This is a genomic window from Fibrobacter sp. UWB3, assembly GCF_002210405.1.
GTDB lineage: Bacteria > Fibrobacterota > Fibrobacteria > Fibrobacterales > Fibrobacteraceae > Fibrobacter.
The window spans coordinates 18,013-37,679 of record NZ_MWQJ01000015.1 but is presented as its reverse complement, the minus strand read 5'-3'; the positions used below and the strand labels follow the sequence as shown (position 1 = coordinate 37,679).

The following is a 19,667-nucleotide window of genomic DNA, read 5'->3' as shown; positions in this document are numbered from 1 at the left end:
CTGGAGCGTAGCGATAGGGGAAGGATCCAGGGCTTTACTTGATGGATTCTTCGACTACGTGCTTCGCACTTCGCTCAGAATGACGTGATGAAATGAATATGCGTTATATCCTTAGCTTCATAGTTGCCGTTGCGGTGATCGTGGTTGCGTTCCATTACGCAAAGCCGTTGCCTGGCACGAACTTTGACGAATCTTTCTTGCCGAAGGCTTCGTCTGTTCGCTATGTAGCTGCAGGGCATGACGCCTCGGTAGCGGGGCTCTTCTGGATCAAGGGCCTCACCGAACTCGGTGAAAGCTACCTCACCGGCAAGGAATATGCGTATCTCGGTCATGTCGCCGAACTCTCGACGAGCCTGGATTCACTATTCTTCACGCCGTATTATTTTGTCGGTGGCGTGACACCCGTAGATGCTCCCGATACTTCGGACTTCTCGGTACTCCGCCGTGCGACTCGCGTTTATCCTGAAAACTGGCGCCTTTCGCTTTACTTTGCACTCCGCCTCGCTCGTGGCCCGTACCCCAACAGGACCGAAGCCGCGAACGTGATGCGCAAGTATTTCGATAGCCCGGATACAACGATTCCCGATCACATCCGCACGATTTACCGCAGCTTTGAACTCGACTCCATGCAGACCGAGACTGCGCTTGAAACCATCCTGAATGACGTGATGCAACCGCGTTTCAAGAAGTTCCGTGCAAGCTTTTATGTGAAAATCCTCAAGCTCTTCGGTTACAAGGGCTTGATTAGCGACTACAATAAGGACGACAATTATCAGAAAGTCAAGTTCCTTGTCGATGGCATGACCGAAGGCCGCATCCCGCCGGTTGTCGTTTACAACCGCCTCCTTGCCATGAAAAAGGTCGAAGAACCCGTTGCAGATTCTACTGCCGCCGATACGGCTAAAGTAAGTGTTGCGGATTCTACAGCATCTACGTCACCCTGAGCAAAGCGAAGGGCCCAGTTAAGTCTCGTAAAAATGCCTCTGGATCCATCAACCCTTACGGGTTTCTGGATGACGAGTTCATGAATTACCAGTTTTGTGGATGACGTGAATTATTCCGCGCAGCGTGCGGAATTCTTGGGGAGTCCCATCAGCTCGAATGCTGTTTTGCAGCGGTCGAGGAGTTCTCTGGATTTGGATGGGTTGGACTTGCTTAAATATTTAGCGCGGTGGTAGAGAATGTTTGCCGTCGTATATGGCATGTTTGCCTTGACGGATTCTTTTTCTGCCTTGAGGTAGATCCCGTTGGCGTCGCCCTGGTTCAGCAAATCAGCTAGGCGGCCTTCAGTCCAGTAATAAATTCCCGTATCGTCATCAAGACGTTTGTCGACCATCTTGAGGGCTTCCTTTGCCTTCTCGTCTCGATGGCTGCCTGCATAGGCTATGGCACATTCCGAATAAAATGCGCCTTGCAGTTCGTCTGCAATACCATCTAGGTCGTCTTTGTTAATGCCTTCGCAAAGCGATACGGCTTCGGAGAATTTTTCGGTAGCATTCTTTAGTCCGATTTTCGCCTTGATGAGCATTGTTCTTGTCGTTTTGCCGACATTGTTAGATACGTGACTGAACAAGGAATCCGCCATGTCGAAATCGAGACTCATGGTGCGGACTTGGCCCATTGCAATAAGGATTCGGCTTTCTGCATTGAGGTCGGCTTCTTTACGGCTTGCGACAAGGGCTCGATCGAGCTGTGAGTAGCCTTTAGAAAAGTTCCCTGCCTTAAAGGACTTTTGCGCACGTGCGGCAAGCTTTCCGGATTCCGAGGCGAATACGGCGGTTCCGCTAAGCGCTACACAAAGGGCAATCTTCAAAGCCTTCGTTACCATAGCGTCTCCACGACAAAGGGTACGGAATCATGCGTGGGGACATTGCCTTTTAGGAGCCACATCTTGGACATGCCGTTCATCAGGTCGTCGGCACTCTGCAAGGTGTTTTCCGTCGTATTCATGAAATCTTGTAGGCCGGTCGTTACAGTACCGAAATCGGTGACGAGGTTATCCACGCGGCCAACGGTAGAATCCATGGAGTTCAAAAGCGACGTGACCTGACCCGGTAGCGGCTTGAAATCTTCGAGCAAATTGCCTACGTTGTTGGTGACTTCGTTTGCACGGCTTACAAGTTTCGGCACGTCTGTTTTCATCGTGTCTAGCAAGAAGGAGGTCTTTTTTAACACGTTCTTGCCGAGGAATGTAATTTCGTCAAGTCGATAAAGCTGACGGTTTAAGTTGTCATAAAGGGCGCGGGAACCAAATAATGCACCCATGGTCGTGCCTGTGTCAAGAGCCATTGCCACAAGTTCATCGGCGGCGTCGATAAGGTGGTTTACACGGCCCAAAAGTTCATTAGCCGTTTCAATAACGGTTTCGATATCTTTGGCTGAGCCTGCTTTTAGGGTGTCCCCGTTTTCTAGAATGCGTCCTCTGTTTTTGATATCGATGTTGATGACGCGGGCCGAGATGAGGTTTTGGTCGCGGATGGCGTAAACTTCGGCACTGTCGGTAATCAAGTCCTTGTATTCTTTGCGGATGGCAAATTCAATGACTACACCGATACCGTCTTTGTTGATTTCCGTCTTGGATATCTGCCCGACGTTAACACCGTTAATCTGTACGCGAGTACCCGATGTGAGACCGAGCGCCTTTTCAAATGTACTGTAAAGGTTGTAGTTCTCTTTGATTTTACCATTGTCCTTGTCAAAAAGGAAGTGGTAAAGTACCAACGAAAAAATCATGATGGCAACAGTGCTAACAACGCCGACCAAAAGGCCGGACATTTCCATCCAGTTAACCTGTTTTATCTTTTGAAATGCCATTACTTTCGTGAAATATAAATAGATTATATTGTCAAATTGAATTTAATTGATTTTTTTCGAGGAAATATGGATTTTTTTGAATTTTTGAATACCGCAGTGACGCCTTACCATACGGTAGACGCTTTGAAGTCTTTTTTCAAGGCAAATTCCTTTACCGAAATTGAGCTAGGTGCCAATCTTGAGCCTGCAAAAGCCTATTTCGTGTGCCGCGAAGCTTCGATCATTGCGTTCCGTACACCCCAAAAGTGGAGTGACGAGTCGAAGTTCAAGATCGCTCTTGCGCATACGGACTTCCCGACGCTCAAGATTTCCCCGAATCCGGATGTCGTAAATGCAGGCGTATGCACGCTCCATACGGAGGTCTACGGTTCTCCGCTTTACACGAGCTGGCTCGATCGTGACCTTGGGTATGCAGGGATGCTTGCTTACGTGGAGGCCGGTAGCTCGACTCTCAAGACGAAACTGTTCCGTGGCGAAAAACTTTTCAGGATTCCGCAGTTGGCGGTCCACCTGAACCGTGGCGTGAATCAGGATGGTCTCAAGGTCAATCCGCAGATTGATTTCAATGCGCTGTGGGCATGCGCTTCGGATAGTAAAGCTTCTGAAAACCGCAAGAACTTATTTGTGAAGGCGCTTGAGAAGGAACTCCCGGAAGGATCGCGCCTGATTGATTTTGACGTACAGCTTTTTGATGCCCAGTCTGCAAATCGCGGCGGCTTTAATGATGAATGGATTTATTCGGGCAGGCTCGATAACTTGAGCAGCTGCCACGCCATTGCCGAAGCGATGGTGTCTGCGAAGTCGGCTGAAAGCGATTGCCTTGTGGCTTGCTTCTTCAATAACGAAGAGGTGGGGTCCACCACCCGCGAAGGTGCCGCCAGTAACTTTTTAAAGAGTGTCTTGGATTCTATCGCTTCGCTCCAGAATGACTGTCACCCTGGAGTGTGCGAGCACGATAGGGCCCAAGCGCCTCTCTCGTCTCTCGCCTCTCGTCTCTCGTCTAGTATCGCCCTCTCTATCGACATGGCCCATGCCGAGCATCCGAACCACACGGAAAAGCACGAACTGAATCACGCTCCTCTGTTGGGAAAAGGTATTGTACTTAAGACAAACTCACAAAAGCGCTATGCAAGTGACTTGATGAGTTCCGCTCAACTTCGATTGCTTTGCGAAAAGGCCGAAATTCCACTTCAAGTTTTCATCATGCGAAACGACATGCCATGTGGTTCAACGGTAGGCCCGACGGTCTCTGCAAATCTTGGAATCCCGACGGTCGATATCGGCGAGCCCATGCTCAGCATGCATAGCATTCGCGAGATGATGGCCGCAAGCGACCATGAAGATATGATAAAGCTCGTCAAAGCGCTTTATTGCTACAGCTAAATTCATGCTGAAACGGCGAGCCTTGCGCAGAACCTGTGAAAAGATTTCTATAATTTTCGAATCAATTCACAATAAAGATGGAATATGCAAAAAGGCTCGAACGAGATTGATAATTTTCTGACGCCCGATGATACAAAAGTGATGAAGGGGATTGCAATTGTCTGCATGCTCCTGCATCATCTTTGGTTTTTCCCGAACCGTATTCCGGGTGGTGGCGTTGTTGGCATTTTTACGATGTTCAATATGCCATTGACTATTTATTTGGGAATCTTTGGCAAAATATGCGTCCCGATGTTTTTCTTCTTTGGCGGTTATGGAGTCTATAAGAGCTCCTATGGAAAACCCTACGATATCGTTGGGCGCCTTAAAAAACTTTATTTTGCGTACTGGAAAGTCTTTCTTGTTTTCGTTCCGATTGGTTTCCTGTTCTTTTCTGCACAGGCCCCGTATTGCGCTGATCCTTTTATTTATTCGCGCTTTGAAATTTTCTCGTTAAGGGAATTGGTTTCGAACTTCCTTGGGTTTGCATCGACATATAACAGGGAATGGTGGTTCCTCATAAGTTACGCATTCGCCTTGGTGACATTCCCGCTTGTCAGGGCCGTTATTGACCGCTATTCGGCAAGAATCAATTTGTTCATTATCGTTATTGTGTCGCTTTTGTTTGCGCATGTTTTCCCTGGACTTAAATCGGTGCCTTCGCTTGGCGTTCTCGGAAATAGCCACATGTACCTCCGCTTTTTCTGCCAGATTGCGCCGTATGCGGCTTGTTTCTGGATGGGTGCAATCGTCGCACGTAATGGGCTCTTTGACCGTTTGCACAATTCTGCCAAGCAGCATGGACTTTTGAACCCTCTGGCCGATATCGCCATTTGGTGCATGATTATCGTCATGCGTCAAAATGAAATTGGCGATATTTTTGATGTGTTCTTTATCCCGGTTTTAACCGTTGTTGCTATGGACTTCCTGAGCCATGTCAGGCTCTTGAAAAAGGGATTTTGGTATCTCGGACGCCAGAGTACATTTATGTGGCTTATCCACCCGTTCTTCTGTTATTACTTTGGTGTCCCGGCGATGATTGTCGCATATCCGCGATATGCAATCCCGTCGCTGCTCGTGCTTATTGTAATGACGTACTTTGCGTCGGTGCTTTTGGAATATTTCTGGAAGGGTTTTGGTTTTGTTTATCGGAAAGCGAATTCCGTGAATATTCATTTTAAACATTTTGGAGCTTCTGGTGAAAAACGATAAGTCTATCCAGTATTTTTTGATTTGGGGCGTCATCTGCCTGCTTGCAAACTTGTTCTGTACAAATGCTGCTGCATTTGGTGGAGATCAAAATTATTGGGCGGATTGGGTCAAGCAATTGGCGAATAATGGATTTGAACGTTTTAATGGCAACTATCCTCCGCTTTATGTTTTTTGGCTTTGGATTGTGGCGCAAGTCCATAATCTTGCGAATATCCCGATAGAAAAGGGGACGCTCCTCAAGTTCTTCTGCTTGTGGCCGGTTTACTTTGGCCATGTGGCGCTTGTCGATTTTGCAAGCCGCCTGGTGGCGCGCTTCAAGTTGCCGAAGTATTCTGCTCATTTTGTGCTTGCGTTTGTGGCCTTGAACCCGGCGCTTTTGCTGGATGGTCCGATTTGGGGGCAGGTCGATTTGTTCCCCTGCATCTTTGGCATTGCTGCACTTTACTGCATCAACTTCCCTGGAAAATTCAAGTACGCTTCGATGTTCTTTGCGCTTGCGCTTTTGGCGAAGTTCCAAATGATTTTGCTTTTGCCAATTTTCGGTGGCATCTTCCTCCGTCGCTATAAGCAGTCCTGGCGCGGGCTCCCGCTCATGGCGGTTGCAATTGTGCTTGTATTCTTGCCGTTCATGGTTGCAGGGAACCTCTCGGGACTCCTCACTCATGCTTACCTCAACACGACGGAACAGTACCCGTTCTCGACTTACAATGCAGCGAACACCTGGATGTTCTTTGTGGGCAATACGAGCCGTGACGTGAATCCGCTTTTCGGGCTTTCGCCGGATGGCATTGGATTCTTGCTTTCTCCGTCTTGGCTTGGTAAGATTCTGTTCGTGATTATCTCTGCTTACATTTTGAAGTGCGCTCTCTTTGCCAAAACACTCCGCCGCACGTTTGAACTTGCGACTTGGGAAGCGTTTGCGTTCTTCCTTGTGTTGCCGGGCATGCATGAACGTTATTTGATTTACGCCGTTCCGTTTGCTTGCGTGTGGATGGTGCTTGAAACGAAGAAGGCCTGGATTTGGTCGCTTCTGGTGACGGCCATTTGCGCCATGAACATTTCAATGGTGAATGGCTTCAAGGGTGCCGACTTATGGGTTCCGGTTTCTGGACTTGCGCTCCTCATCTTCATTGCAGGCGTTGTGAACAACTTTGCCCCGCGTGCGTTCCCTGCGCTGATAGAAAAACTTGCACGCATCCCGTTCCCGCACTTTACGCCGTATGTGGTGCTTGCCTTGTTCCTTTTCCCGATGCTCATCACCGAAATTATCGGGCTCATGCCGGTGAATGTAGAACTCCAGTCGAACCAATTCTATCTCACGGATTTGGCGATTGATCATTACACGCAACAATACGGTAGACCTCGTGTAAACCGTGCGGTCGATGGAGCAACGCTTACGGTTCGTGGACAGCAGTATAAGAATGGTATTGGTACGCATGCCGCTTCTGAAATCTTTTTCAAAATGCCTGCCGATGCTGATTCGCTTGAATTTGTCGTGGGCATTGATGATGAAGCGGGTGGCGGTGGTTCTGTGCGCTTTATCGTGGCGACTCCCGAAGAAACACTTTGGAAAAGCGATGTCGTTTTTGGCAACAAAAAGCCGCAAGCCGGTAAAGTCTATATCGGTGGTCAGCAGACGATTATCCTCAAGGCTGATGCCGATGGCGACAATGCCTATGACCATGCTGACTGGCTGAACGTCATCGTGACCAAGAGGAAGTAATGGACAACGTTTTCGCTTGGCTGAAATCGCGGACGGCAGCGCAATTAGTCTTTGCGGTAATTTTGCTGTTGGGGACGTTTGCTCGTGTCTACATGTTCGGCTCCGTGCCAGGCGATATCAATCAGGACGAAGCTTTTGCTGGATATAACGCCTACACGCTTTTGCACCACGCTGCAGATTCTTACGGCTACCGCTTGCCGGTTTACTTGACTGCCTGGGGTTCCGGCATGAACGCACTTGAATCGTATTTGATGATTCCGTTTGTGGCGCTCTTCGGGATGCATGTCTGGGTAATCCGCTTGCCGATGCTTCTGGTGGGCCTCTTGTCGCTTGTGGCGGTTTATTTCTTGGTGCGTCGATTCTCGAGTGAACGCTTTGCTTTAGGGGCAACGCTTCTGCTTGCGATTTCTCCATGGCATGTGATGCTTTCACGCTGGGCTCTTGAATCGAACTTGGCGCCGGGCTTTGTGCTGTTCGGACTTTTCTTCTTTGTGAAAGGCCTTGAAAAACCGAAGTTCTTGATTGCCTCGGCTGCGTTTTATGGACTCTCGCTTTATGCGTATGCGACCATCTGGGTGGCCGTTCCGTTCATCATCTTGTTGAACGTACTTTATGCTCTTTGGACAAAGTCTATCCACAATAATCGTTACACTTGGATTTCGCTTGGCGTGCTTGCTGCACTTGCGCTCCCGCTCATGCTTTTTATGCTCGTGAACAAGGGCGTTATCAATGAAATCTGCTTGCCTTTTATCAGCATCCCGAAGCTTGTTTATTTCCGTGCAAGCGAAATTTCGTTCCAGGAAATTCCCGAAAATTTCATGAACCTCTGGAATATTTTGAAGCGTCAGTCTGATGGACTTCCGTGGAATTGCATCCACAATTTCGGGCTTTTCTATCCGGTGACACTTGCGTTCTTCTTTGTCGGGCTTGTCGAAAACATTTGGCAGACGGTGCGTGATGTGAAAGCGCGCAAGCTTGGGCTCTCGTTCTTTATGCTCGTTTGGCTGCTCGCCGCTTTTGCCATCGGCGTTTTAATTAACGTCAATGTCAATCGCGTGAACTTGATTTTTATCCCGATTATCGTCATGGCGGCGCAAGGGATTATTCTCGCGTTTAGCTATATCCACCCGAAGTTGATTTATGTTCCGCTGGTGGCGTACCTCTTGAGCTTTGCCAATTTCGAACGTGAATATTTTACGGTGTATAAGGACCAGATTGCAAATCCGTTCTGCGAAGGCATTGGCGATGCCATGGAATTTGCGCAGTCGCAGTCGAAACCGGGCGATAAAATTTATGTGGACCCGAACGTGAGCTACCCGCGAGTGCTTTTTTACGGCAAGGTGGACTTGAATTCGTACCTTTCGACGGTCCGTTACACGAATTTCCCGAGCGCATTCCTCTATGTGCACGAATTTGACCGCTATGTTTTTACGTTTGATTTGGGCGAAGTTGATAATCAAGCGGTTTATCTTCTGGAAAACAAGGATTCTAGGCTTTCGTGGTTTGAGGAGCGAGGCTTTTCAGTCCGCAGTTTTGGGAAATATATCGTAGCTTACCCTGCAAAAGTACTCTGAGAAGTTGAAATTTGATATATTGGTGTTCGAAAAAGAATAAGAAGTGTGAATATGCGAATTTCTACTGTAATTAAAATTTGTTCTTTGACGATGCTTATGGCTGTGGCTTCGTTTGCCCGGCCAATCAATGATGGCAATAAGCTGTATGCCACTGGCGATTATGCCGGTGCGCTTGAAAAATATATGAAGGCCCGTGAGGCGGAACCCGCAAATCCGATGCTGTTCTACAACATTGGAACGTGCCAGTATAAACTTGGAAATTTCGAAGAGGCGAAGAAGGAACTCGAAAGTGCTGTGCGCATGCCGGATAAGGCAATGGCCGCAAAGGCCGCTTACAACTTGGCGAATACGCATTTCCGCGTGGGCGAAAAAGCGCAAGAACCGAGCGCCCGCATTGCCGCATGGCGTGAATCCGTCGCCTATCTGAAAAAAGCGATTGATCTGGATAATGATTTTGAGAATGCCAAGAAAAACGTAGAAATCGTTCAACGCAAGCTCAAGGAAGAACTCGACAAGCAAAAAGAAAACAAGGATCAAAACCAGAATCAGAACGACCAGAAACAACCTCCGCTGAGTGATAATGCAAAGCAGGTCTTGGCTCGTGCACTCCAGCTTTGCAAGGATGGCAAGTATGCCGAAGGCAAGCAGATGCTCGAGAACCTGATTGCCGAAGATGAAACTGCAAGCCAGTTGAGCGGCCATGTGCAGCGCATTGACGACGTCATCGAAATCAAGGCCGGTCGCAAGCCCAAGACAAAGATTGACGCCAGCAACACCGACAACGACCTGGAGGTGATCTAATGAAGCAGTCTCTCTCCTCTCTCGTAGTCGTGGCAATTTTCTTCCTTGCATCCGCCGCTTTTGCTGCTCCGAAATCGGCTTCAGCCTACTATGGCGATGCGGCGTTCCAGTACATCGAAAACCGCTTGCCCACTGCAGAAATTACTTGCAACGAAGGCTTGCAATACTACCCGAACGATCAGAAATTGCAGATGCTCCTCGACCGCATTCACGAAGCGAAAAACGAGCAGCAAAACGAAAATAAGAAGAACGATCCTAAAAACGACCAGAATCAAGACCAGAATAATCAGGATCAAAACCAGGATCAGAATCAGGACAAGCAAAACCAAGACCAGAATAAAGATCAGCAGAACCAGGATCAGCAAAATCAGAACCAGAATGGCGACCAGAGTTCTTCTAGCGCCCAGAATGACCAGAATCAGGATCAACAGAATCAAGGTCAGAACGGTCAGTCTAGCAGCAGCCAGGGTGGCGATAGTTCCGACAGCAATGGTGGTGCCGGAGAGCAACCGCAACAGCCAGAACAGTCCGAGGGCAATTCCAGCGACAGTAACGGCGGTGAACCGGAACAGCAGCCGCTTCAACCTGGTGAAATGACTCCTGAAGAAGCTGCCCAGCTCCTCAAGGACTTTGACGAACAGAACGGCGAACGCAAGCCCTGGAAACCCGTCCGCGGCCAAGTCCGTCCGGCTAAGGACTGGTAGATTAATCCAACCAACTTTGCATCATCTTGTCATGTCCGCCGCAAACATGTCATGCCCGCCTTGCGCGGGCATCTCCTTTTTTAAACAACCTTTATTAGCGATTTTACAACTCAATTAAATAAATCTTCACTTTGTACATGTTTTTCTTGTGTAATGCTTAAAAAAATTGTACATTAGTGAAGACAATTTAATAAAGAGGATCTTATGAAAAAGGTTTTGACCGTTCTTCCTTTGGCCGCCCTTGCTTTGGTTGGCTGTCAGTCGTCATCAGGTGATAGCGTAACTGCTCCAGATGTACAGCCGCTGCCCCAGAATTATCCGACCGACTATATAATCTCCGAATTGGGCACGTATAACTATGCTGCTGACGGTACCTTGGAAATCACTAAAGGTACTTGCACGGACAGGGCTAATGAATACGTCTGGGAAAAGGTGACTAAAACCGGTTCATTGAAGGATGCTGGTAATAATTCCGCTGAAATGGATTTGGGCGATGGTGCTGGCAAGAATACTTATGCTTTTGTGGCCGCTTATGGAGAGCCGTTCCCAAGTGGCTCGTACTACATGACGTCAACACTTAATCAGAAACTCATTAGAGGCGTCATTCTTGATGATTCGTATTACGATGATGTCGTGTTCGTTAATACGGATTGCCTTTTTGAGAATTTTGGCGAAATGCAAGAAACGCTTGCTCTGATTGCCGGTGTAGAAAAGTCTGAAATCAATATGAGCTGCAAAGTGCTCAGCATTCAAGGTCTTGAGATGGAGTACAAATCCCATAGGTCAATGGGCGTTGAATATACGCTTTCTTATGCAGGCAAGGTTTGCAATGTCAAGCATGATTTCCGTTATGCTAATGTTGAAACGGATTGCGAAAGAGCGTTTAAAGATTATCAGAAAGATTATGAAAGTGGAGAAACAACTGAATTCTTCAACTTCGATTTTTATGATCAGGATATTAACACAGATGCTTGCGACGAAGTTCTCGAAGATTTCCACAATGCAACGGGTCTCGCAAAGTCTGCTCCTGGTGTTAGCAAAAAGCAAGTTAAGGATATTCTCCGCGCAATTGGCAAGCGCCTCCGCCACGGCAAGTAATTAACGGTATTCATAATAGGTACAGTGCACCCTGCAAATGCGGGGTGTTTTTTTGTGCAGTGCATCCCGGCTTTGGGCGATCGCCTTCCCTTTGAAATTTTATTGCATTACGCTTATAATTTTGATATCTTAATATTATGATTATGCGGAAGGTTATCTTTATTTCTCTTTTGGTTCTGTCGTTTGTCTCATTTGCGGTGGCGACTCCTGTTGCGCGTCCATCGACGAACGGTAAACTTCATGTCGTGGGTACGGAGCTTCACGACGAGCATGGGAATGTCGTCGTTCTCAAGGGCGCAAGCACCCACGGTCTCACATGGTTTCCGCAGTTCGTGAACAACGGATTGTTCAAACAGCTCAGCACAGAGTGGAATACGAACCTTATTCGCCTTGCCATGTATTCCAAGGATTATGTAGAGGGCAATCGCAAAAAGAATTTGGAAATTTTGCGCAAGGGTATTGAATATGCCATTGCAAACGATATGTACGTCTTGGTGGACTGGCATGTTCTAGAAGATCAGAATCCTAATGTGTATCTTGCCGAGGCGATTTCTTTCTTTAACGAAATGGCTAGGGAATATGCAAACGTCCCGAACGTGATTTTTGAAATTTGCAATGAGCCCAATGGCGACTGCACTTGGGAGGATATCAAGGAATATGCGCATGTCGTTATCCCGGTGATTCGCAGGCACAAACCCGATGCCTTGATTGTCATTGGTACGCCAAACTATGCTCGTGAAATCCAGTACCCGGCAGAGGATCCGGTTCCGTTTGAAAACGTGATGTATTCGTTCCATTTTTATGCAACTTCGCATACTTATGTCTTTCGTGCAAAACTTCGTAATGTCGTGAAACAAGGAACGCCGATATTTATTACGGAAAGTGGTCTTTGCGAAGAATCGGGTGATGGAAAAATTGATTTTGAAAATGTAAGGATTTGGTATAGCTTGATTGACTCCTTGCATATAAGCTATACCATTTGGAATCTTTCGAATAAAGAAGAAGAATCCTCGATGATCCGTGATGATTCCCGTGCTGTGGAATATTTGACGGATGGTGATTTGACAATTTCGGGACGTTTTGCAAAGGCGCTGTTCCAAGGGACGCCGATTGATAAGATTACGCTTGAATATAGTACGATTGAAAATTTCAAGATTCTTGCGCGTTCTAAGCCTCACAAAGTATGGCTTATGTTTGCGGGGCCTCTGTTTATTTTCCTCATTCTGTGTCTTGCTGTGGAAAAGTATAGAAAACGTTCTAAAAACAAAGTAATACGCTCTTACGATGATTTGCTGAAGTACAGTACGGACGAAGCTGCGAAAAAGTTTAATAAGAGTCCGCTCAAGGTGATTCTTGGCGATATGTTTCTCTTGTTTAGTTCGCTTTGCACGCTCGTTTATCTTTGTTGGCGTGTAACGTGCTCGATTCCGTATGCTTATGGCTGGATAGCTGTGGTGGGGAGTTTTCTCCTGCTCGTTGTAGAGGTTCTCGGCTTTTTTGAATCATTTGTCCATTACGGTGGTTTGCTCAAGTTGCGCGATCATCCGCTCCCGAAAATTGCGGATGAAGAATTCCCGGATGTCGATATTTTCATTTCGACGTACAACGAGCCTGTGGAACTTTTGCGCAAGACGATTATCGGCTGCAAGTACATGGAATATCCGGACAAGTCCAAAGTTCATATTTGCCTGTGTGATGACAACCGTCGCCCAGAAATGCGCGCGCTTGCCGAAGAACTCGGCGTGATTTATTTTGATCGCCCGAATAACGAGGGCGCGAAAGCAGGGAACTTGAATGCAGCTCTTGCTCGGACGCGTTCGCCGTATGTAGTGACGTTCGATGCCGACATGGTTCCGCAGCGTAAGTTCTTGCTCAAGACGATCCCGTACTTTGTCGATGCCGATCGCATCAATGCGAGATTGCCAGAAGAACGCCGCCGTTCGTTAGGTTTTATCCAGACGCCGCAAAGCTTTTATACGCCTGACGTGTTTCAGCACAATCTTTATGCCGAACGCGTTGTGCCAAATGAACAGGATTATTTCTATGATGTGATTGAGGCTGCAAAAACTTCGACGAACAGCGTAATTTACGGCGGCTCGAATACGGTTATATCTCGCAAGGCGCTCGAAGATATTGGTGGATTCTATACAAAGTCTATTACGGAAGACTTTGCGACGGGCATGCTGATTGAATCGGCGGGTTATGTGAGCCTTGGACTTTCTGAACCGCTTGCGTCGGGCGTTGCGCCATCGACGTTCCAGGACCATGTGCAGCAGCGCACCCGCTGGGGGCGCGGCGTGATTGCCACTGCAAAGCAGCTCAAGTTCTTGCGCAACCGCAAATTGGATGTGTCGCAAAAGATGAGCTACTTGAACTCTGTGCTTTACTGGTTCTCGCCACTCAAGAACTTGATTTACCTGATTTCGCCGTTGATGTTTGCTGTGTTCTGCATTCCGATTTTCAAGTGTACGCTTGTGGACCTTGCTCTATTCTGGTTGCCGATGCACATCTTGCAAATTCTGGCGCTCCGTGTCACGAGCCAAGGCAAAATTTCGGCGCAGTGGAGCGGTATTTACGAGACTTCTGTGATGCCGTTCCTTTTGATGCCTGTCGTGAAGGAGGTGTTTGGCATAACGCTTTCCAAGTTTAAGGTGACGAAAAAAGAAAAGGCAAGTTTCCGTAGAGTTGTTGACAAGCGAAGCCTTGTGCCGTTTGTTGTTCTTTTGGTGCTTACGTTTGCGGGAATTGTTCGCATGACTTACATGATGGTGGCGTTTAAATACATCGGAATTTTGGCGGTGCTGTTCTGGCTTGTGCGCAATTCGTATTACCTCACGATGTGTTTGTTCCTTGGCTTTGGCCGCGATTCCGATGGTGAAAATGTGAAGGTTTTTGCCGCCGAACTTGTTACGCTTCACAAATGCAATGGGATGGATGTTGATGGCGTGACAACCAGGCTTACTGAGCATTCGGTGGATGTCTTTACCGATGAAGTGGACGTGCTTTATTTAGGCGAGCAAGTGGAACTTGGAATTTCTACGAATGGCTATGACTTGAATGTCAAGGGGACTGTTGTTTCAATTCGTCATTCGTGTAACCCGGATGTGCCGAGCGTCTATACCGTTGAAATCCTCGATTTCGCAGGTCAGAAAGACGAGTATGTGCAAATGCTCTATGACCGCACCCCGACTTTGCCGCAACGTTTGCGTTTTGGCGACGAGTACATTCGCAACCTGTGGAAAAATCTGGGACATCGAATCGTCAGAGTTTAAAAGTACCGAAATTATGACCAAAATTGCGTTTTTTGGGGCTTTTGGCCCCCGATGAGGCTGTATATTCTATTTAAAAAGATATATATTAATAAGACCTGCCAAAAAAATCGTGGGGAGTTGAAATATGGATTTTGATGTTCTGTTGTCGCATTATAGGGCGAAAGCCTGCGTCGTTTCCGTCGAATTTTTTCCGGACGGGACGTATGGGAATATTCGCGTAGTCGCGGGCAACAAGGCGCACTGTGACGACATGGCGGCGCTGAACCACCCGTTTGAGCCCGGCAGCCCTTACGAAGCCTGCTTCCCCAAGAACCCGAATTTCGAAGATCATTGCTTCCGTTGCATTCGCGATGGCAAGCCTCTCCATGCTTACGTGGACCTTTACATGATGGGCCTCTGGCTCAACATGTTCCTCCTTCCGTTGGATTCCGACCAGGAAAATGTTGGGTATTGCCTTTATTGTTATGAAGTGGCGCCCAAGGCGGATTCTTCGGCAATGGCGGACCTTTCTGCAGATACCGCTGCCGATGTCCTCAAGGCGTGCATCAAGTTGCGAGGGGCGGAAAATGTTAAACAGGCGTTTCAGGAAGTCATCGAGGATATTGGCACCATTTGTGGATCGGACCATTGCTGTGTCTTGTTGACGGATGACGAAAAAAGGAATTGTGCGGTTTTTGCAGAATACCTCCGCGAAGGATCGGACCTGAAGCTCATGTCTCGCTATGTCCAGAACTTTTATGCGATTTCCCAGACATGGCCGGATACACTTGCAGGTAGTACTTGCCTTATCGTAAAAGATGAACACGACATGGAAAAGCTGCAGGAGCAAAATCCGGTTTGGAAGGCGTCTCTCGACCAGGCAGGTGTGAAGACAGTTGTCTTGTTCCCGCTTCGCCATGGCGGTGAACTGCTCGGTTACATGTGGGCTTTGAATTTCAATGTCGAAAACGTTTTGAAGATTAAGGAAACGCTTGAACTCACAACGTTCTTCCTCGCTTCTGAAATTTCGAACTATCTGCTCTTGGATAAATTAAAAGTCCTTAGCACGATTGATACGCTTACGAGTGTTAGAAACCGTAACGAGATGAACAACCGCGTGGATCGAATTGTTGCTGGAAACGAACCTGTGCCGCAGGGTGTGCTTTTTGCGGACTTGAACGGCTTAAAGCGCGTTAATGACGAACAAGGTCATGCTGCGGGCGATAAGATGTTGTGTGCCGCTGCTTCCATTTTGCAGAGTGTGTTCCAAGATGGTGTGGTGTACCGTGCTGGCGGTGATGAATTCATGATTCTCGTGAACGAGATTAGTGAAGATGAAGTGCAGGACCGTGTGGCCCGTGTGCACTTCTTGTCGGGCAAGACGGAAAATGTCCGCTTCTCGATTGGCGTGTGCTATGGCAAGAAGGATATCCGCAAGGCCATGCGCTTAGCGGATGAACGCATGTATGCCTTCAAGAACGGCTACTACGAAGCTCACCCGGAATTGAAATACCGGTAGAGTGTCTTTTTGTGCAGTAATTTCTATATTTGACGTATGAGATTGCCGCGCGAAACACGTACTTATGTTGCTATCGACTTGAAGTCGTTTTTTGCGTCTGTGGAGTGCGTGCTCCGCGGACTTGATCCGCTCTCGACGAATCTTGTGGTGGCGGATGCGAGCCGTACCGAAAAGACGATTTGCCTTGCAGTGAGCCCAAGCCTCAAAGCTTATGGGATTCCTGGGCGAGCACGTTTGTTTGAAGTTATCCAGAAGGTGCGTGAAGTCAAACGCCGGACGGGCAAGGATGTAGAGTACATTGTGGCTCCTCCACAAATGGCAAAGTACGTAGAATATTCCACCCGCGTTTTTAACGTTTATCTGAAATATGTGAGTGCAGACGATATCCATGTCTATTCCATTGACGAGTGCTTTATTGACTTGACGCATTACCTCTCGATGTACAAGAAGTCGGCGCGGGAACTTGCAAAAGACATGATCCGCGATGTACTTGAAACGACGGGCATCACGGCAACGGCGGGCATCGGGACGAACCTTTACCTTTGCAAAATTGCGATGGACGTGATGGCGAAACACGTGGCTCCTGATGCGGATGGCGTTCGCATTGCTGAACTCGACGAGATGACGTATCGCAAGGAACTTTGGGGCCATCGGCCGATTACGAGTTTTTGGCAATTGGGGCGCGGCATTGCGGAGCGCCTTGCACATTGCTACTTGAATAACGGGCGTGGCATTTTTACGATGGGCGACCTTGCGCGTGCAAGCATCAAGCATCCCGATGCGCTTTACAAGATGTTTGGCGTGAATGCTGAAATTCTGATTGACCATGCGTGGGGCTATGAACCGTGTGGCATTGCCGAAATCAAGCAGTACAAATCCAAGACGCATAGCATCGGCGGTGGGCAAGTTTTAAGTTGTGCATACGACTGTGCCAAGGCGAAAATCGTCATCCGTGAAATGGTCGATACGCTTGCGCTTGATCTTGTGGAAAAAGGCTTGGTCACGAATGGCCTTACGCTTCATGTGGGCTATGACCGCGAAAATGTGGACAAGGGAATTTATCACGGCGAAACGGTTATCGATAATTATGGGCGTGAAATCCCGAAACCTGCGCATGGGACGGCTCCGCTTTTGAATTACACTTCGTCGGCATCGACAATTGCGGAAGCGGTAATGAAACTTGCGGACCGCATCATGAATCCGTCACTTACGGTGAAGCGCTTGAACCTCACGGCGAATAATGTTTTGGAAGCAACGCAAGAGAGTTACGATCTCTTCACGGACGTGAAAAAGATTGAACGCGAGAAGAAGATGATGCAGGCGCAAATCGCCATCAAAAAGCGCTTTGGCAAGAACGCGATTTTCAAGGGAATGGATATGCAAGAGGGCGCGACCACCCGCGAGCGCAACCAGCAAATCGGAGGACACAAAGCATGATTGACGATTATAAGGATATAATTGATTTGCCGTATCCGCGGAATGACTGGAATTTCTTGATGAAGCACCCGAGAATGTCTGTGGCGAATCGTGCAAAGATTTTCAGCCCGTTTGCAGCACTTCGCGGCCACAATGAAAAAATTGCTGAGACTGCGGAACAACATCTGGATGCTACCCGCGATGAAAACATGTGGGAAGATGTAGATGGTGTTCTTTCGTCATCCTGAACGAAGTGAAGGATCCAGTCATAGATATTACTGGATTGACGCTTTGCGTCCGAGGCTTCGGCTCAGAAAACATCGAAAAACGAATGAAGCAGTCAAATTTATTTGACTATTTCTGAGTTCAAGATGTGACGCAAAGCGTCAAATAGGTTTGCAAGCAACCTGCTTCATTCGCCTTGCTCTCGTATCTTCGGGGCAGGCCCCTCAGAATGACGTGAAAAGACAAATGCAATTGATTGTGAATCGTTTGTAAAAACAGAAAGTCTCCGGTCGGGTGACCGGAGGCTTGTTTATTAAGGAATCATGAAAATTAAATTCTAGGGATGGTTGCGGTGATCCTTATGGAAGCTCTTGAATTTTTCGAGCTGTTCCTTGGTGAGGATCTTGTTGAAATTCCTTACGCCGTTGATTCTGTGGTCGAGCAATGCTTCCTGAGCCTTGATGATGCCTGCCTTGGCTGCGATGATTTGCTTTTCGTCATTGCTGTCGAGCGCTTCGTGCAAAGCCTTTTCGGCGTCCATCTTTTGCTTGCGGAGGGCTTTGAATGTGGAATCCATTACAATGCGCTGTTTGTCAAGTGCAGCTCTTTGTTCGTGCGTGACTTGGAGAATGGAATCCATGAATTCCGGGCCCGGGCCTTTCTTGAAGTCGAACTTCTTGTCGAAATGTTTGCCTTCCTTGAAGTGTTCGCGCGGACCTTCAGGGCGGCCATCGCGGAAGTCCTTGCCATGGAAGCGTTCGCCATGGAATTCGCCGTGGTGCTTGCCATGATGCATGCCGCCGCGCTTGCAGCAGTTGCAAGAACAGTCGTTCTTGGCACAGTCATGATTTTCGCAACCGCAGGCGCATTGATTATGCGAGGGCGTGCATGTGGACTGCTTGGAGCAGCAAGATGCGCCGAAGCCGCGGTCTGCAAAGCAGAAGGCGCCAATGGCAAATCCGAGAGAGCAAGCAAGGATGATGATGCTTGCGAAGAATGTCTTGGTGGAAGCGTTCATTATTTAGTCTCCTGTAATAAATAGCTGATGGAGTTGTAGGTATCCAAATTTTCGAGCTCGTCATCGCTCTTTTCGCCGAGATTCCCGTACCAAGAAACGAGTTCGTCAGAGGCGACGTTCTTGATGAGGACATCTTCAGAATCCATGGAGTTAATCGTAAATGTCATGAATGTCGTGAAAAATGCAATGATGGTAAAACTTGCGGCAAGCACGTACTTGGTGCGTGTCTGGATGAAGTTCAAAATCTTTCTTTTTTCAGAAGAATCGAGTCTAGCGCAGACGGTTTCCCAGGAGCCTTTCCTGGGTTCGATTCTTTCGAGTCTTGAAAAATCGATTTTATCATGCATAGTTCAGGTTCTCCTGTAAAAAGTTCTTGACGACTGTTCTTGCTCGGCTAAGCCTTGCCTTGATGGTGCCTTCGGGCATGTTGTAGATCTCGGATAAGTCCTTGATGCCAAGATCTTCGGCGTCCTTGAGCCAGAGCATGCTTCGCGTTTCGGCGGAGAGCTTTGACAGTCCAATTTCCAAGAGTTCCGGGTCGTAATCCTTTTGTTCCTCGTGCTTGCTCCCGAGAGCGGAATTCGTCACGATCTCGATATGTTCTTCTTCGAGTTCGGCGTGGCGCTTCTTGGACCTGAGCCTCATCAAACACTCGTTGACGGTGAGGCGGTATAGCCAGGTGTTAAGAGCGCTATCGCCGCGAAACTTTTGGATTTTCCCTGGAACTGAGACGAAAATGTCCATTAAGACGTCTTCAGCCTCGTCGCGATTCTTGAGCATTCTGAACGCGAGGTTCAGAACGTTCGTGCTATGGGACTTCCACAGCACGCCAAGGGCTTCACGACTTCCTTGTTGAATCTTCTTTATGATGACTTTTTCGTCCATTTCGT

General features: G+C 48.0%; 17 protein-coding genes. 12 read left to right on the top strand and 5 right to left on the bottom strand.

From position 1 onward, the window contains the following. Positions 1 to 98 precede the first annotated feature (98 nt). Complete coding sequence (locus tag B7991_RS14070; protein WP_097020856.1) at positions 99 to 944, top strand: hypothetical protein; 846 nt, start codon at positions 99 to 101, stop codon at positions 942 to 944. Between the two features lie 110 nt (positions 945 to 1,054). Here B7991_RS14070 and B7991_RS14065 read toward each other — a convergent pair whose 3' ends face one another. Together B7991_RS14065 and B7991_RS14060 are read right to left on the bottom strand one after the other, a co-directional pair. Next, complete coding sequence (locus tag B7991_RS14065) at positions 1,055 to 1,828, bottom strand: hypothetical protein (protein ID WP_088631392.1); 774 nt, start codon at positions 1,826 to 1,828, stop codon at positions 1,055 to 1,057. Next, entirely contained in the window at positions 1,822 to 2,775 is a 954-nt protein-coding gene (locus tag B7991_RS14060) for an MlaD family protein (protein ID WP_254917995.1), read from the bottom strand. The genes B7991_RS14065 and B7991_RS14060 overlap by 7 nt, the downstream gene beginning before the upstream one ends. A gap of 105 nt (positions 2,776 to 2,880) precedes the next feature. Between B7991_RS14060 and B7991_RS14055 the strand changes: the two genes are divergently transcribed. The 11 genes from B7991_RS14055 to B7991_RS14005 all read left to right on the top strand — a co-directional run bounded on the left by B7991_RS14055 (position 2,881) and on the right by B7991_RS14005 (position 17,782). Continuing rightward, positions 2,881 to 4,197 carry a M18 family aminopeptidase gene (locus B7991_RS14055; protein ID WP_088631390.1) on the top strand — a complete coding sequence of 439 codons (1,317 nt, stop codon included), beginning with the start codon at positions 2,881 to 2,883 and terminating at the stop codon, positions 4,195 to 4,197. 84 nt (positions 4,198 to 4,281) lie between these two features. Beyond that, on the top strand, positions 4,282 to 5,448 hold the full coding sequence (locus tag B7991_RS14050; RefSeq protein ID WP_088631389.1) for an acyltransferase: 1,167 nt from the start codon (positions 4,282 to 4,284) through the stop codon (positions 5,446 to 5,448). Next, positions 5,435 to 7,171 (top strand): NPCBM/NEW2 domain-containing protein, encoded by a 1,737-nt coding sequence (locus tag B7991_RS14045; RefSeq protein ID WP_254917994.1) that lies wholly within the window; start codon positions 5,435 to 5,437, stop codon positions 7,169 to 7,171. Before B7991_RS14050 ends, B7991_RS14045 begins: the two co-directional genes overlap by 14 nt. Continuing rightward, entirely contained in the window at positions 7,171 to 8,745 is a 1,575-nt protein-coding gene (locus tag B7991_RS14040; protein ID WP_088631387.1) for a glycosyltransferase family 39 protein, read from the top strand. Before B7991_RS14045 ends, B7991_RS14040 begins: the two co-directional genes overlap by 1 nt. 51 nt (positions 8,746 to 8,796) lie before the next feature. After that, a complete protein-coding gene (locus tag B7991_RS14035; protein ID WP_088631386.1) occupies positions 8,797 to 9,546 on the top strand; it encodes a tetratricopeptide repeat protein in 750 nt (249 codons plus the stop codon). Further along, on the top strand, positions 9,546 to 10,250 hold the full coding sequence (locus B7991_RS14925) for a hypothetical protein (RefSeq protein WP_176421839.1): 705 nt from the start codon (positions 9,546 to 9,548) through the stop codon (positions 10,248 to 10,250). The genes B7991_RS14035 and B7991_RS14925 overlap by 1 nt, the downstream gene beginning before the upstream one ends. A gap of 204 nt (positions 10,251 to 10,454) precedes the next feature. Then, entirely contained in the window at positions 10,455 to 11,348 is an 894-nt protein-coding gene (locus B7991_RS14025) for a hypothetical protein (protein ID WP_088631385.1), read from the top strand. A gap of 143 nt (positions 11,349 to 11,491) precedes the next feature. Continuing rightward, entirely contained in the window at positions 11,492 to 14,620 is a 3,129-nt protein-coding gene (locus tag B7991_RS14020) for a cellulase family glycosylhydrolase (protein ID WP_254917993.1), read from the top strand. A gap of 124 nt (positions 14,621 to 14,744) precedes the next feature. Next, on the top strand, positions 14,745 to 16,118 hold the full coding sequence (locus B7991_RS14015) for a diguanylate cyclase (protein WP_088631383.1): 1,374 nt from the start codon (positions 14,745 to 14,747) through the stop codon (positions 16,116 to 16,118). A 36-nt stretch (positions 16,119 to 16,154) separates the two neighbouring features. Then, a complete protein-coding gene (locus tag B7991_RS14010) occupies positions 16,155 to 17,555 on the top strand; it encodes a DNA methylase (RefSeq protein WP_088631382.1) in 1,401 nt (466 codons plus the stop codon). After that, entirely contained in the window at positions 17,552 to 17,782 is a 231-nt protein-coding gene (locus B7991_RS14005; RefSeq protein ID WP_088631381.1) for a hypothetical protein, read from the top strand. Before B7991_RS14010 ends, B7991_RS14005 begins: the two co-directional genes overlap by 4 nt. 314 nt (positions 17,783 to 18,096) lie before the next feature. Here B7991_RS14005 and B7991_RS14000 read toward each other — a convergent pair whose 3' ends face one another. The 3 genes from B7991_RS14000 to B7991_RS13990 are packed head-to-tail and all read right to left on the bottom strand — an operon-like array spanning position 18,097 to position 19,662. Further along, on the bottom strand, positions 18,097 to 18,777 hold the full coding sequence (locus B7991_RS14000; RefSeq protein WP_088631380.1) for a Spy/CpxP family protein refolding chaperone: 681 nt from the start codon (positions 18,775 to 18,777) through the stop codon (positions 18,097 to 18,099). Beyond that, positions 18,777 to 19,124 (bottom strand): hypothetical protein, encoded by a 348-nt coding sequence (locus tag B7991_RS13995; protein ID WP_088631379.1) that lies wholly within the window; start codon positions 19,122 to 19,124, stop codon positions 18,777 to 18,779. The genes B7991_RS14000 and B7991_RS13995 overlap by 1 nt, the downstream gene beginning before the upstream one ends. Beyond that, the gene (locus B7991_RS13990) at positions 19,117 to 19,662 is read right to left on the bottom strand and encodes an RNA polymerase sigma factor (protein WP_088631378.1); all 546 of its coding nucleotides are present in this window, start codon (positions 19,660 to 19,662) and stop codon (positions 19,117 to 19,119) included. Before B7991_RS13990 ends, B7991_RS13995 begins: the two co-directional genes overlap by 8 nt. Positions 19,663 to 19,667: the final 5 nt, after the last annotated feature.